This is a genomic window from Hydrogenophaga pseudoflava (assembly GCF_004353865.1).
Classification (GTDB): Bacteria; Pseudomonadota; Gammaproteobacteria; order Burkholderiales; family Burkholderiaceae_C; genus Hydrogenophaga; species Hydrogenophaga pseudoflava.
The window spans coordinates 1163947-1177180 of record NZ_CP037867.1 but is presented as its reverse complement, the minus strand read 5'-3'; the positions used below and the strand labels follow the sequence as shown (position 1 = coordinate 1177180).

Here is a 13234-nt window from a genome sequence, read left to right as displayed (position 1 = left end):
CCAGGAGGACCCCACATGAAAACCATCCAGGGACCCGGGATCTTCCTGGCCCAGTTCATCGGCCCGGCCGCGCCCTTCAACACGCTGGAGGGCCTGGCCGGATGGGCCGCCTCGCTGGGCTACCAGGGGCTGCAGATCCCGACCAGCGACCCGGCCATCTTCGATCTGGAGCGCGCCGCGGACAGCGACGCGTATTGCGACGAGGTAACGGGCCTGCTCGCCGCGCATGGCCTGCAGGTGACCGAGCTCTCGACCCACCTGCAGGGCCAGCTGCTCTGCGTGCACCCGGCCTACGACCTGCAGTTCGACGCCTTCGCCGCGCCGCAGGTGCGCGGCAACCCGGTCGCCCGCACCGCGTGGGCGCACGAGCAGCTGCTGCTCGCGGCCAAGGCCTCGAAGCGGCTCGGCCTGAAGGCCCATGCCTCGTTCTCGGGCGCACTGGCCTGGCCCTACCTCTACCCCTGGCCGCAGCGCCCGCCCGGCCTGGTCGAGGCGGCGTTCGCCGAGCTCGCCAGGCGCTGGCGCCCGGTGCTCGACGCCTTCGACGACGCGGGCGTGGACGTCTGCTACGAACTGCACCCCGGCGAGGACCTGCACGACGGCGTGACCTTCGAGCGCTTCCTCGACGCCGTGGGCCAGCACCCGCGCGCCAACATCCTCTACGACCCCAGCCACTTCGTGCTGCAGCAGCTCGACTACCTGGCCTTCATCGACCACTACCACGAGCGCATCCGCGCCTTCCACGTGAAGGACGCCGAGTTCCGGCCGAACGGCCGGCAGGGAGTGTACGGCGGCTTCAGCGACTGGGCGGACCGCGCCGGCCGCTTCCGCTCGCTGGGCGACGGGCAGATCGACTTCAAGGCCATCTTCTCGAAGATGGCGCAGCACGACTATGCGGGCTGGGCGGTGCTGGAATGGGAGTGCTGCCTCAAGCACCCCGAGGACGGGGCGCGCGAAGGCGCGGCCTTCATCCGCGACCACATCATCCGCGTGGCCGACCGGGCCTTCGACGACTTCGCCGCGAGCGCCGGAGACCCTCGCACGCTCGCCACCCTGCTGGGCCTGCAACCATGAACCACCACGACACCGGCGACCGCTCCCGGCGCCGCATCCGCCTGGGCATGGTGGGGGGCGGCGAAGGCAGCTTCATCGGCGCCGCGCACCGCATCGCCGCGCGCCTGGACGACCAGTTCGAGCTGGTGGCCGGCGCCCTGTCGTCCACCGCGGAGCGCGCGCACGCCAGCGCGACGGCGCTGCACATCCCGCGCGAACGCAGCTACGCCGACTACGCCGAGATGGCGCGCGCCGAGGCGCAGCGCCCCGACGGGATCGACGCCGTGGCCATCGTCACCCCCAACCACCTGCACGTTCCGGTCGCGCTGGCCTTCGCCGAGCAGGGCATCCACATCATCTGCGACAAGCCCCTGGCCACCTCGCTCGCGCAAGCCCGGACGCTGGCCGAGACCGTGCGCGCGCGCGGCCTGCTGTTCCTGCTGACGCACACCTACGCCGGCTACCCCATGGTGCGGCAGGCGCGCGACCTGGTGGCCGCGGGTGAACTCGGCGAGTTGCGCATCGTGCAGGTCGAATACGCCCAGGACTGGCTGGGCGAGCCGGCGGAACAGCAGGGCAACAAACAGGCCGAGTGGCGCGCCGACCCGCTGCGGGCCGGCCCCGCCGGTGCGCTGGGCGACATCGGCACCCACGCCTACCACCTGGCGCGCTATGTCAGCGGCCTGCGCGTGCAGGAGCTGTCCGCCGAACTCAGCCGATTCGTTCCGGGCCGCGTGCTGGACGACCACGTGCAGGCCATGCTGCGTTTCGACGGCGGCGCGCGGGGCATGCTGTGGGCCAGCCAGGTGGCCAGCGGCGCCAGCAACGCGCTGCGCCTGCGGGTGTACGGCACCCGCGCGTCGCTGCATTTCGATCAGGAACAGCCCGAGCAGCTCTGGCTGGCGCCCCGCGGTGAACCCGCCCGGCTGCTGCGCCGGGGCCTGCCACCACAGACGCAGACCCAGCCAGGAGACCAGCGCGTGCCCGCCGGACACCCCGAGGGCTATCTCGAGGCCTTCGCCCAGCTGTACCGCGGCTTCGCGCAGGCCTGGCGCGGCCACGGCAGCGCAGATTTTCCGGGGCTGGCGGACGGGCTGGAGGGCATGGCCTTCATCGAGGCGGTGCTGCGCAGCCACCAGCAGAACGCGGGCTGGGTCCGGATGGAGTGACCGGGCGCCCAGCGCCCGCGCCGGTTCAGCCCGCGCCGGGGCCGCCCTTGCCCAGTCCGTGCTTGCGGATCTTGTCCACCAGCGTGGTCTTGGGCAGCCGCAGGGCCTTGGCGGTCTGGCCCACGTTGCCGCTGTGGCGCTCCAGCGCGTCGGCGATCAGGCTGCGTTCGAACTGGTCGACCGTCTCGGCCAGGCCGGGCTCGCCGTCGGCCCCCGGCTCGCCCGACGGCGCCGCGTGCGGCGAGACCCACTGCGGCCCCACGCCCAGCACCAGCGCGTCGGCCACGTTGCGCAGTTCGCGCACATTGCCCGGCCAGTCGCGCGCCATCAGCTGGCGCAGCTGCGCCGCGGGCAGGCGCGGTTCGGGCCGGCCGTAGCGGCTGGCCGCCAGCAGCATGAAGTGCTCCAGCAGCATGGGGATGTCCTCGCGCCGCTCGCGCAGCGCCGGCAGCTCGATGTTGACCACGTTCAGCCGGTAGACCAGGTCGGCGCGGAAGCTGCCCTGCTGCGCGCGCGCCAGGAGGTCGTCCTTGGTGGCGGCGACCACGCGCACGTCCACCGGGATGCTCTGGTTCGAACCCAGGCGCTCGATGCAGCGCTCCTGCAGCACGCGCAGCAGCTTGACCTGCACGCCCAGCGGCATGCTCTCCAGCTCGTCCAGGAACAGGGTGCCGCCGTTGGCGTGTTCGATGCGGCCGATGCGGCGTTTCTGCGCGCCGGTGAAGGCGCCCGGCTCGTGGCCGAACAGTTCGCTGTCGAGCAGGCTGTCGGGCAGGCCGCCGCAGTTGAGCGCGACATACGGTGCATCGCGGCGGCGCGAGTGGTCGTGCAGGGCGCGCGCCACCACCTCCTTGCCGGTGCCGGTCTCGCCGCGGATCAGCACGTCCACCGGCGAATCGGCGATCTCGGTGATCAGCTGGCGCACGCGGGCGATGGCGGGCGCGTGGCCGACCAGCTTGCCTTCCAGGCCCTCGCTGAGCGTGAGCGCGCGGCGCAGGTTCGCCACCTCCAGCGTCAGGCGGCGCTTGTCCAGCGCGCGCTGCACCACCTCGACCAGCTGCTCGGGCGAAAACGGTTTGGGAATGAAGTCGTAGGCGCCGCTGCGCATGGCCTGCACCGCCAGGTTCACGTCGCCGTGGCCGGTGATCATGATGACGGGCAGGTCGGGGTCGAGGTCGTGCGCCTCGGCGATCAGCGAGAGGCCGTCGGCGCCGGGCAGGCGCATGTCGGTCACGACCACGCCGGCCATGCCGGGGCTCAGGTGCGACAGCACGGCCTCGACCGAGTCGAAGGCGCGCACGGCGATGTCGGCCAGCTGCAGGGCCTGCACGCAGCCCAGCTGCAGGTCCGTGTCGTCCTCGACCAGGAACACGGTGAGGTTGCGGTTCATCGGGATGGGGTGTCTTTCGCGGTGTCGGGGGCGGGACCCACGGGGACCGTGAGCACGAAGCAGGCGCCGCCATCGGCATGGTTGTGGGCCTGCAGGTCGCCCCCGAATTCTGCGGCAAGGTCGCGGCAGATCGCCAGGCCCAGGCCCAGGCCCGCGCCGCTGGGTTTGGTGGTGTAGAAGGGTTCGAACAGGCGCCGCTGGTCGGTCTCGCTCAGGCCCTTGCCACTGTCGCGCACCGTCAGCGCCACCATCGGCACACCGGCCACCTCGCAGCGCTCGGCGCTCAGCGTGAGCACGCGCGGGTCGGCGTCGCGCATGGCGTCCAGCGCGTTGCCGACCAGGTTCACCAGCACCTGCTCCAGCCGGTTGGCGTCGCACCAGGCGGTCCACTGGCCCGGTGCGCAGCGGTTGTCCACCCGCACCTGGTCGTGGCGCACGCGCAGCTGGTAGAGAAACAGCGCCTGCTCGACCACCCGGCCCACGTCGGTGGCCCCGGGCGAGGCGCTGGACTTGCGCGAGAAGCTCTTGAGCGGGTCGATGATGCGCGCCATCTGCTCGACCAGGCGCGCCACGATGGACAGGTTGTCCTGCGCGGCGGCGTGGTTGCCGCGGCGCATGAACTCGGCCGCGTTGCCCGCCAGCGTGCGGATGCCGCCCAGCGGCTGGGTCAGTTCGTGCGTGATGCTGGCGGCCAGCTGGCCCAGCACGGCCATCTTGCCGGCGTGCACCAGCTCGTCCTGCGCCGACCGCAGGGTCTGTTCGGTCTGCTGGCGCTCGGCCACCTCGCGGCGCAGCTGCTCGTTGGTGTCGGTGAGCTCCTGGGTGCGCAGACCGACCTGGCGCTCCAGGTCGGCGTTGACCTGCTCCAGCAGCCGCTTGGCCGCAAGCTTCTGGCGCTCAATGCGGCGGCGCTGGCTCCAGTAGAGCACCAGCAGGATCAGGAAGGCCGCGGTCATCGCGCCGCCCACGCCGTCGGCCAGGGCCTGGTCGCGCACCTCCGAGAGGCTGGTGAAGATCAGCACACGCCAGTCCATGCCGTCGAGCGAGCGGCCCAGCACCAGATGCCCGGCCCGGTTGCTGCCGGCCCCCAGCGCTTCGCGGTGGCGCGCCTCGTCGCCCGAGACGAAGCCCTGCACCTCCTGCGTGTCCTCGTCGACGGAGAGCCGCACGTCGATGGGGAACTGCGGCAGCCGCAGCGAGCCGTAGGTCTGGGTCAGCTGCAGGTCGACCCGCCGCTCGGCCGGCAGCGGCGCCATCGAGGTGTAGCGCCAGGCCGGCTGCGACGACAGGATCACCACCTGGTTGGCGTCGGCCACCAGGGCGGGCGCCGCCAGCATGGGCCAGGTCTGCTCCAGCGCGTCCAGGCCGATCTTGATGGCGGCCACGCCCAGCACGCGCGGGCCGTCGTAGATGGGGTGCGAGGCGAAGTAGCCCGCCTGGCCGCCGCTGCCGATGGCGAAGTGGCGGGTGGAGCGGCCGGCCAGCGCCTCCAGGTAGTAGGGCCGGTAGGAGACGTCCTCGCCCAGCAGGCTGTCGTCGCGCTCGGCCACGTTGCTCGACGCCAGCACGACGCCGCGCACATCGAGCACATCGAGCACATAGACCGCGACGCTGCCCAGGTGGGCGTTCAGTCGCGCCAGGTAGTCGTTGGCGGCGCGCTCCCGGGCCGGATCGGGGGCGCGCAGCACCGCCAGCACCGCGGGGTTGAGCTGGATGGTGGCGGGCACCGGCTCCAGGCGCCGCACCCGCGCCTCGACCACGGTGGCGAACAGGTCCAGCCGGCTGTTGGTGGCGGCCTTGAGGCTGTGCTCACCCTGGGCGTAACTGTGCTGGTAGACGCCGGCGCCGGTGAGCGACACCAGGGCCACGCCGACCAGCAAGAGCAGCAGCCGCCGCGCCAGCCAGCCCACCCGCTCGGAGGCCGGACGCACAGCCGCGCCTGCGTCAGCGGGCGCGTTCGCGGGCGGGGATGGCGCGGCCTGGGCGGGGTTCAATGCTGGAGGATCTTGGAGAGGAAGTCCTTGGCGCGGGGCGAACGGGCATCGGGGTTGCCGAAGAACTCGTCGCGGCGGCAGTCTTCGACGATTTTGCCCGCGTCCATGAAGATCACGCGGTGGCTGACCTTCTTGGCAAAGCCCATTTCGTGCGTCACGCACATCATGGTCATGCCCTCGTTGGCCAGCTGCACCATCACGTCCAGCACCTCACCCACCATCTCGGGGTCGAGCGCCGAGGTGGGTTCGTCGAACAGCATGACGATGGGGTCCATGGAGAGCGCGCGCGCAATCGCCACGCGCTGCTGCTGGCCGCCCGAGAGCTGGCCCGGGAACTTGTCCTTGTGCGCCATCAGGCCCACGCGGTCGAGCATCTTCAGCCCGCGCGCCTTGGCCTCCTCCTGGTTGCGACCCAGCACCTTGATCTGCGCGATCGTCAGGTTCTCGGTCACCGACAGGTGCGGAAACAGCTCGAAGTGCTGGAACACCATGCCCACGCGGCTGCGCAGCTTGGGCAGGTTGGTCCTGGGGTCGGCCAGGCTGATGCCGTCGACCACGATGTCGCCCTTCTGGAAGGGCTCCAGCGCGTTGACGGTCTTGATCAGCGTGGACTTGCCCGAGCCCGAGGGACCGCAGACCACCACCACCTCCCCCTTCTGGATGGAGGTGGTGCAGTCGGTCAGCACCTGGAAGCTGCCGTACCACTTGGAAACGTTCTTGATGTCGATCATGGTTCTTCTCCAGCCGCTCAGCGAATGATGGCGATCTTCTTCTGCAGGCGACGCACCAGCATCGACAGCGAGAAACAAATGACGAAATAGACGACGGCGGCGACCAGGTAGGTCTCGACCGGGCGGTTGAAGTTTTTGCCCGCCACCTCGAAGCCCTTGAGCAGGTCGTAGGCGCCGATGGCGTAGACCAGACTGGTGTCCTGGAACAGGATGATGGTCTGCGTCATCAGCACCGGCAGCATGTTGCGGAAGGCCTGCGGCAGCACGATCAGCTGCATGGTCTGCCCATAGGTCATGCCCACGGCGTAGCCGGCGTTGACCTGGCCCTTGGGCACGCTCTGGATGCCCGCGCGCATGATCTCCGAGTAGTAGGCCGCCTCGAACACCGTGAAGGTGATGATGGCCGAGAGCTCGGCGCCCATGGGCTGGCCGATCATCAGCGGGATCAGCAGGAAGAACCACAGGATCACCATCACCAGCGGGATGGAGCGCAGGGTGTTGACGTAGAACGCGGCCGGCATCACCAGCCACTTCTTGCCCGACAGGCGCATCAGCGCGAGCACCGTGCCCAGCGCGATGCCGCCGATCATGGCCACCAGGGTCAGCTGCACCGAGAAGATCAGGCCCTTGAGCACGAAGCCCGTGAGCACGTCCCAGTTCAGGAAGGAGAAGTCGAGGTTCATGTCAGTGGCCTCCGATCATGCCGGGCACCTGCACCCGGTGTTCGATGAACAGGGCGATGCGGTTGATGACGAAGGCGGAGATGAAGTACAGGCCGGTGACGGCGAGGTAGACCTCGATGCCGCGCGAGGTTTCTTCCTGCGCCTGCATGGCGAACATGGTCAGCTCGGCGATGGACACTGCGAAGGCCACCGACGAGTTCTTGATGATGTTCATGCTCTCGCTGGTCAGCGGCGGGATGACGATGCGGAACGCCATCGGCAGCAGCACGTAGCGGTAGGTCTGGGTCAGCGTCAGGCCCATGGCGAGGCCCGCGTAGCGCTGGCCCTTGGGCAGGCTCTGGATGCCGGCGCGCACCTGCTCGGCGATGCGCGCCGAGGTGAAGAAGCCCAGCGCGAACACCACCAGGATGAAGCTGGGAAAGTTCTTGAGCGCGGGCACCAGCGCCGGCAGCACGTGGTACCAGAGGAAGACCTGCACCAGCAGCGGGATGTTGCGGAACAGCTCGGTCCAGGCGTTGCCGATGGCCACCAGCGCCTTGCTGGGCGTGGTGCGGAAGATGCCCATGACCGAACCGACCACGAGCGCGACCACCAGCGCCAACAGGGCGACGGAGAGCGTCCAGCCCCAGGCCGAGAGCAGCCAGTCCAGGTAGGTGATGTCGCCACCCTCGCCGAAGCAGCGCGGACGGACCTCACCGTCGATGGTGTCCTTGCAGAACACCTGCCAATCCCATGTAGCCATGGTGAATCCCCAGGTTCAACAGAAGAAAAAACAAACCCGACGCCGGAGAGTGACCGACCCGGCGCCGGGCCGCCCCAAGCCGGGTCAGCCCCCTCGGGGGGCAGCGACCCGCGCAGCGGCGAAGCGTGGGGGCCTTACTTCTTGACGGAATAGTCTTCCATCGGCTTGTCGTTGGGCGCAGCCCAGGCCGCCTTGGTGGCTTCCGACAGCGGCAGGCCGATCTTGGCGTTGGCCGGCGGGATCGGCTGCATGAACCACTTGTCGTACAGCTTGGCCAGCGAGCCGTCCTTGATCTGGTTCTTGATGGAGTCGTCCACGGCCTTCTTGAAGGCGGCGTCGTCCTTGCGCAGCATGCAGGCGATGGGCTCGACCGACAGCACCTCGCCGACGATCTTGTAGTCGGCCGGGTTCTTGGACTTGGCGATGTTGGCGGCCAGAATGGAGCCGTCCATCACGAAGGCGTCGGCGCGGCCGGATTCGAGCAGCAGGAAGCTGTCGGCGTGGTCCTTGCCGAACACCTCTTCGAAGTTCACGTTGGTCGCACGCTCGTGCTTGCGCAGGGTCTGGACCGAGGTGGTGCCGGTGGTGGTGGCGACCTTCTTGCCGCTGAGCTGGGCGATGGAGTTGATGCCCGAGTTAGCCTTGACGGCGATGCGCACTTCTTCCACGTAGGTGGTCACGGCGAAGGACACGTCCTTCTGGCGGGCCGCGTTGTTGGTGGTGGAGCCGCACTCCAGGTCGACGGTGCCGTTCTGCACCAGGGGGATGCGGTTCTGCGAGGTCACCGGCTGGTACTTCACTTCCAGCTTGGCCAGGCCCAGCTGCTTCTGCAGGTCGGCGATCACGCGCTCGGCCATCTCGGTGTGGAAGCCCACGAACTTGCCGTTGCCGATGGTGTAGGACAGGCCGGAGGACTCGCGCACCCCCAGGGTGATGCTGCCGCTGTCCTTGATCTTCTTGAGCGTGTCGGTGGTCTGGGCCATTGCGGTCGAGGCGGCGAGCACGGCGGCCACGGCCAACAGGGTCTTCTTCATGGTTACTCCTTCGAGTGGGTTGGGGAAACTGGAATCACCGCTGGAGGTCAGCCCGGCACCTGGTCGGTGGGGTACTTCCAGAAGTCCTTGAGCAGGTAGTTCATGGGCAGGTTGAGGCTGCGGTTGGCCGGCGGGATGGGCTTCTGGAACCAGCGCTCGTAGACCACATGGGCCTCGCGTGTCTGGATCAGGCGCTTCATCTCGTCGTCGACCAGCTTCTTGAACTCGGCGTCGCTGCGCGAGAACATGATGGCCAGCGGCTCGATGGTCAGGAACTTGCCCACCACCTTGAACTTGCCGGGATCGGGCCGCCCGGCCACCAGGCCGTAGAGCAGCACGTCGTCCATCGCGAAGCCGTCGGCCTCGGCGGCGGCCACCATGTCGACCGCGCGCGCATGGTCCGGCGCTTCCACCACGCGGATGCCGAGCTGGTACTCGTTGTTGGCCTGCGTCACTGCCTTGAGCGGCGTGGTGCCCTTGGTCGAGACCACGGTGCGGCCCTTGAAGTCGCGGATCACGTCCACCGGGCTGTCGGCCCGCACGAGGTAGCGCGCCCCGGCGATGTAGTGCGGCACGGTGAAAGCCACCTTCTGCCGGCGCTCGGCGTTGTTGGTGGTCGAGCCGCATTCCAGGTCGGCCTTGCCCTCTTCGATCATGGCGATGCGGTTGGCCGGCGTCACCATCACGAAGCGGGGTTTCAGATCGGGCGCGGCCATCTGGCGGCGCAGCGCGTCCACCAGCTTCAGGCACAGGTCCACCGCGTAACCCACCGGCTTGCCGTCCGGGTCGACAAAGGAGAACGGCACCGACGATTCGCGGTGGGCGATCACCACAGTGCCGCTGGACTTGATGCGGTCCAGCACCGGGCCGGCCATCGACGGCTGGACCAGCGCGGCGGCCAGCAAGGCGAGCGCACAACGGGCGAGGGACCGGGTGAGTGGCATGGCGGTGTTGTTGGTGGAAGGGTGGAGGAATGGACGGCTCAGCCCAGCGGCCGGTCGTTGGGCGACCGGTACAGCTCCAGCAGCGCCTCGGGCGCGGGCCAGTTGAGGTTGAGCCCCCTGGGCGGAATCGGCGACTGGAACCAGCGGCGGTAGATCTTCAGCGCCTCGCCCGACTGCATCAGCTCGGTCAGGCTGCGGTCCACCAGCGCCTTGAAGCGCGGGTCGTCCTTGCGCAGCATGCAGGCATAGACCTCGGCCGCCATCGGCTGGCCGACCACGCGCCAGTCGCCGGGCCGGTCGGCCTTGGCGCGCAGGCCGTAGAGCATGGCCTCGTCCATCAGGAAGGCCGCCGCACGGCCATCCTGCACGCTGTTGAAACCGTCGCCGTGGTCCTTGACCTTGAGGATGTCGAAGCGGGTGCCGGTGGCCTCGGCGTGCAGCAGCAGCGAGCGCTCGCTGGTGGTGCCAGCGGTCACCGCCACGCGGCGGCCCTTGAGGTCGGCCAGCTCCTCGATGCCCGAGCCATGGCGCGTGAGCAGGCGCGAGCTGGTCACGAAGATGGACACCGAGAACGCCACCTGGCGCGCGCGTTCGCGGTTGTGGGTGGTGGAGCCGCACTCCAGATCGACCGAGCCGTTCTGCACCAGCGGAATCCGGTTCTGCGAGGTCACCGGCACCAGCTTGACCGCCAGCGCGGGCAGCTTGAGTTCACGGCGGATGCGCTCGACCGCCGCCAGCATCAGGTCGTGCGAATAGCCCACCACCTGGCGCTTGCTGTCGTAGTAGGAGAAGGGCACCGAGGACTCGCGGTGGCCCAGGCTGATGGTGGCCGTGCGCGAAATCTTCTCCAGCGTCGGCAGACCTGAGGGCTCGGCCCGCGCGGTCAGGGCCAGGGGCAGGAGCAGCAGAAGGGGGAGGTGGCGAAGGGGTTTCATGGGCGCAGTGTGCCGCCCATGGCGCAAGGGACGTGCCAGTCGGTGTAAACCCTCGGTTCCGCCCCTCCAGACCGGGTTTGTGGCCCTGAAACCGGTCTTCAGGGCCGGGGCGCGAACGGAAATCCGACCGCCGCCAGCGGACGGCAGACGGATTTCCGACCCCCGCCCTTCAGATGCGGGTCCTTCAGGCCCAGTGCGCCTTGAAGTCCTGCGCGTACTGCTCGAAGCGGATCGGCGCGCGCCCGGTGATGCGCTGCACGCCGTCGGTGATGCGCTCGGCAAATCCGGCCTTGAAAGCGCCCAGGATCACCAGCAGGAACTCGGCGTAGTCGGCCGGCAGGCCCGCGCCCAGCAGGCCCTGGCGCATCGCGTCTTCCGGGATGTCGGTGTAGCCGATGATCCGGCCCGCCGCTTTGGACAGGATGGCCGCCACCTGGTTGTGGTCCAGCGCTTCGCTGCCGGTGAGGTCGTGCGCGGCGTTGACGAACTCGTCCGACGACAGCAGCTTCGCGGCCACGGCGGCGATGTCGCGGGTGTCGATGAAGCTGCCCTTGGCGGCGCCCACCGGCAGGAAGATCTGGCCCTGGGTCTGGATGCCGTGCAGCCAGAAGGTGTGGAAGTTCTGCATGAACCAGTTGGGGCGGATCACGTTCCAGGCCAGGCCCGAACGCTCCAGGTGCAGCTCGGCACGGCGCAGCGGAATGCTGTCGTCGGCATTCGCACCCATCGCAGACAGCAGCAGCACCTTGCGCACGCCGGCGGCCTTGGCCGCGTCGATGGCGGGGATCAGCAGCTCGTGCTGGTTGGCGTAGCCGGGCGGCGCCATCAGGAACAGCTGGTCCACGCCGGCCAGCGCGGCCGCCAGGCCTTCGCCGGTGGCGAGGTTGACCTGCACCTCGCCGGGTTGGGAGGGCGCGCGGCTGGTGGCGCGGCGCACGGTCTGGCCCTGGGCCGACAGCAGGTCAACGAGGGTGGTACCGATCTGGCCGCTGGCGCCGGTCACGAGGGTGGTGGTCATCAAAAATCTCCTGTGTGTGTTGCGAAGGCCTCCAGTGTGTTTCCGATGAACCTGAACTGGAATGCATGAAATTCCAACATTCATGTCTGATCGTCCATAAAATAAGGCTCCATGGACATACTCTCAGACATCCTCCATGTCGCCGGGTTGCGGCGGCGCCTGCTCGACCTGCACGGGCTCACGCCCGAGGCGGCACTGCGTTTTCCCTGCGAACGCAGCTTCGGCCTGCACGCGGTCACGCGCGGCCGCGCCTTCGTGCACGCACCCAATCTCGACGGGCCGCTGGAGCTGCAGGCCGGTGACCTGGTGCTGATGGCGCGCGGCTGCGTGCACCTGCTCTCGCTGGACCGCGAGCCGCCCGCCCGCAGCACCACGGTGCCGATCGCGCGCTTCGTGGGCAGCGACCTGGCCGAGAGCGACCATGACCGCTTGCACGACAGCCCGCCCGCCCGCGACCCGGCCGCGCCCACCCAGGTCATCAGCGCCGCCTACCAGCTCTGGCACGACCCGCTGCACCCCTTCCTGCGCAGCCTGCCGCCCTGGTTTGTGGTGCGCGGCCACAGCCTGCCCCAGCTGTCGGCGGTGCCGCTGACGCTGGGCCTGCTGGACCGCGAGCTGGGCGACCAGGCGCTGGGCGCGACCTCGGCCACCCACGGACTGCTGGACGCGCTGTTCGCCTTCGCGCTGCGCGAGATCGCCGCCCGCGAGAACCCCGGCGTGCCGGGCTGGCACCACGCCATCGCCGACCGGCCGATCCGCCAGGTGCTCACCCTGATGCACGGCAACCTGGGCCACGGCTGGACGCTGGACGAGCTGGGCCAGCAGGTGGGCCTGTCGCGCTCGGCGCTGGCCGAGCGCTTTCGCAGCGCCATGGGCGACACGCCGCTGAACCACCTGCGCACGCTGCGCATGCAGAAGGCCATGCAGCTGCTGGCCGAGACACGGCAGACGCTGGAGCAGGTGGCGCAGGCCGTGGGCTACCAGGACGCGTTCGGCTTTTCCAAGGTGTTCAAGCGCACCACTGGCCAGTCGCCGCGCCAGTTCCGGGAGCGGGACACGGCCGACCGGCAGACCGAGTGGCGCATCCAGGAGGCCTCCTGAACACTCGGCGGCGGAGCGTGGGGGCTACAACCCGTAGGGGTACAGTGTCGGCCTTTGCGCCCAGGCGCTGTTCCGCCCCCACGCCCTCCACACCATGACCCTGCCCCGCTGCCCGAAATGCCAGTCCGAGTTCACCTACGAGGATGGTGCGCTCTACATCTGCCCCGAATGTGCCCATGAGTGGAACAAGGCCGGCGGTGACGAACCCGCAGAAGAAGCCAGGGTCTGGAAGGACGCGTTCGGCAATCTGCTGGCCGACGGCGACAGCGTGACCCTGGTCAAGGACCTCAAGCTCAAGGGTTCGTCGGCCGTCATCAAGGTCGGCACCAAGGTCAAGAACATCCGCCTGGTCGAGGGCGACCACGACATCGACTGCAAGATTGAGGGCTTCGGCGCGATGCAGCTCAAGTCCGAGTTCGTCAAGAAGAGCTGAGTCGCTG

General features: G+C 69.1%; 13 protein-coding genes. 4 read left to right on the top strand and 9 right to left on the bottom strand.

Going from position 1 to position 13234, the window contains the following annotated elements:
- Positions 1 to 15 precede the first annotated feature (15 nt).
- Positions 16 to 1074, top strand: coding sequence for a sugar phosphate isomerase/epimerase family protein (locus tag HPF_RS05805; protein WP_133156017.1), 1059 nt, complete (start codon positions 16 to 18; stop codon positions 1072 to 1074).
- The gene (locus HPF_RS05800) at positions 1071 to 2222 is read left to right on the top strand and encodes a Gfo/Idh/MocA family protein (RefSeq protein WP_243721687.1); all 1152 of its coding nucleotides are present in this window, start codon (positions 1071 to 1073) and stop codon (positions 2220 to 2222) included. Before HPF_RS05805 ends, HPF_RS05800 begins: the two co-directional genes overlap by 4 nt.
- Positions 2223 to 2247: 25 nt before the next feature.
- Here the strand turns inward: HPF_RS05800 and HPF_RS05795 are convergent, their stop codons facing one another.
- From HPF_RS05795 to HPF_RS05755, 9 genes are all read right to left on the bottom strand, one after another.
- Complete coding sequence (locus HPF_RS05795; protein ID WP_133156016.1) at positions 2248 to 3612, bottom strand: sigma-54-dependent transcriptional regulator; 1365 nt, start codon at positions 3610 to 3612, stop codon at positions 2248 to 2250.
- Positions 3609 to 5543: an ATP-binding protein gene (locus HPF_RS05790; RefSeq protein ID WP_207959311.1), complete on the bottom strand. Its 1935-nt coding sequence runs from the start codon at positions 5541 to 5543 to the stop codon at positions 3609 to 3611. Before HPF_RS05790 ends, HPF_RS05795 begins: the two co-directional genes overlap by 4 nt.
- 59 nt (positions 5544 to 5602) lie before the next feature.
- Positions 5603 to 6337 (bottom strand): amino acid ABC transporter ATP-binding protein, encoded by a 735-nt coding sequence (locus HPF_RS05785; protein WP_133156014.1) that lies wholly within the window; start codon positions 6335 to 6337, stop codon positions 5603 to 5605.
- 17 nt (positions 6338 to 6354) lie between these two features.
- A complete protein-coding gene (locus HPF_RS05780; RefSeq protein ID WP_066156342.1) occupies positions 6355 to 7020 on the bottom strand; it encodes an amino acid ABC transporter permease in 666 nt (221 codons plus the stop codon).
- Between the two features lies 1 nt (position 7021).
- Entirely contained in the window at positions 7022 to 7762 is a 741-nt protein-coding gene (locus HPF_RS05775; protein WP_079364666.1) for an amino acid ABC transporter permease, read from the bottom strand.
- A gap of 134 nt (positions 7763 to 7896) precedes the next feature.
- Positions 7897 to 8796, bottom strand: a complete 900-nt coding sequence (locus tag HPF_RS05770) for an amino acid ABC transporter substrate-binding protein (RefSeq protein ID WP_066156339.1) — start codon at positions 8794 to 8796, stop codon at positions 7897 to 7899.
- A 47-nt stretch (positions 8797 to 8843) separates the two neighbouring features.
- Positions 8844 to 9740, bottom strand: coding sequence for an amino acid ABC transporter substrate-binding protein (locus tag HPF_RS05765; protein WP_133156013.1), 897 nt, complete (start codon positions 9738 to 9740; stop codon positions 8844 to 8846).
- 38 nt (positions 9741 to 9778) lie between these two features.
- Positions 9779 to 10675 (bottom strand): transporter substrate-binding domain-containing protein, encoded by an 897-nt coding sequence (locus HPF_RS05760; RefSeq protein ID WP_079364663.1) that lies wholly within the window; start codon positions 10673 to 10675, stop codon positions 9779 to 9781.
- A 184-nt stretch (positions 10676 to 10859) separates the two neighbouring features.
- Positions 10860 to 11693, bottom strand: a complete 834-nt coding sequence (locus tag HPF_RS05755; protein ID WP_165961657.1) for an SDR family oxidoreductase — start codon at positions 11691 to 11693, stop codon at positions 10860 to 10862.
- 111 nt (positions 11694 to 11804) lie between these two features.
- Here HPF_RS05755 and HPF_RS05750 point away from each other — a divergent pair, with 111 nt between their 5' ends.
- Together HPF_RS05750 and HPF_RS05745 are read left to right on the top strand one after the other, a co-directional pair.
- Positions 11805 to 12794, top strand: a complete 990-nt coding sequence (locus tag HPF_RS05750) for a helix-turn-helix transcriptional regulator (protein ID WP_084397343.1) — start codon at positions 11805 to 11807, stop codon at positions 12792 to 12794.
- Positions 12795 to 12888: 94 nt separating this feature from the next.
- Positions 12889 to 13227, top strand: coding sequence for a zinc ribbon domain-containing protein YjdM (locus HPF_RS05745; RefSeq protein ID WP_066156324.1), 339 nt, complete (start codon positions 12889 to 12891; stop codon positions 13225 to 13227).
- The last annotated feature ends 7 nt before the right edge of the window (positions 13228 to 13234 follow it).

Coding starts and splice junctions, on each gene's coding strand:
- HPF_RS05770 (WP_066156339.1), bottom strand. CDS start 8,796: ATGAAGAAGACCCTGTTGGCCGTGGCCGCCGTGCTCGCCGCCTCGACC.
- HPF_RS05755 (WP_165961657.1), bottom strand. CDS start 11,693: ATGACCACCACCCTCGTGACCGGCGCCAGCGGCCAGATCGGTACCACC.
- HPF_RS05780 (WP_066156342.1), bottom strand. CDS start 7,020: ATGAACCTCGACTTCTCCTTCCTGAACTGGGACGTGCTCACGGGCTTC.
- HPF_RS05805 (WP_133156017.1), top strand. CDS start 16: ATGAAAACCATCCAGGGACCCGGGATCTTCCTGGCCCAGTTCATCGGC.
- HPF_RS05785 (WP_133156014.1), bottom strand. CDS start 6,337: ATGATCGACATCAAGAACGTTTCCAAGTGGTACGGCAGCTTCCAGGTG.
- HPF_RS05760 (WP_079364663.1), bottom strand. CDS start 10,675: ATGAAACCCCTTCGCCACCTCCCCCTTCTGCTGCTCCTGCCCCTGGCC.
- HPF_RS05800 (WP_243721687.1), top strand. CDS start 1,071: ATGAACCACCACGACACCGGCGACCGCTCCCGGCGCCGCATCCGCCTG.
- HPF_RS05775 (WP_079364666.1), bottom strand. CDS start 7,762: ATGGCTACATGGGATTGGCAGGTGTTCTGCAAGGACACCATCGACGGT.
- HPF_RS05750 (WP_084397343.1), top strand. CDS start 11,805: ATGGACATACTCTCAGACATCCTCCATGTCGCCGGGTTGCGGCGGCGC.
- HPF_RS05745 (WP_066156324.1), top strand. CDS start 12,889: ATGACCCTGCCCCGCTGCCCGAAATGCCAGTCCGAGTTCACCTACGAG.
- HPF_RS05795 (WP_133156016.1), bottom strand. CDS start 3,612: ATGAACCGCAACCTCACCGTGTTCCTGGTCGAGGACGACACGGACCTG.
- HPF_RS05765 (WP_133156013.1), bottom strand. CDS start 9,740: ATGCCACTCACCCGGTCCCTCGCCCGTTGTGCGCTCGCCTTGCTGGCC.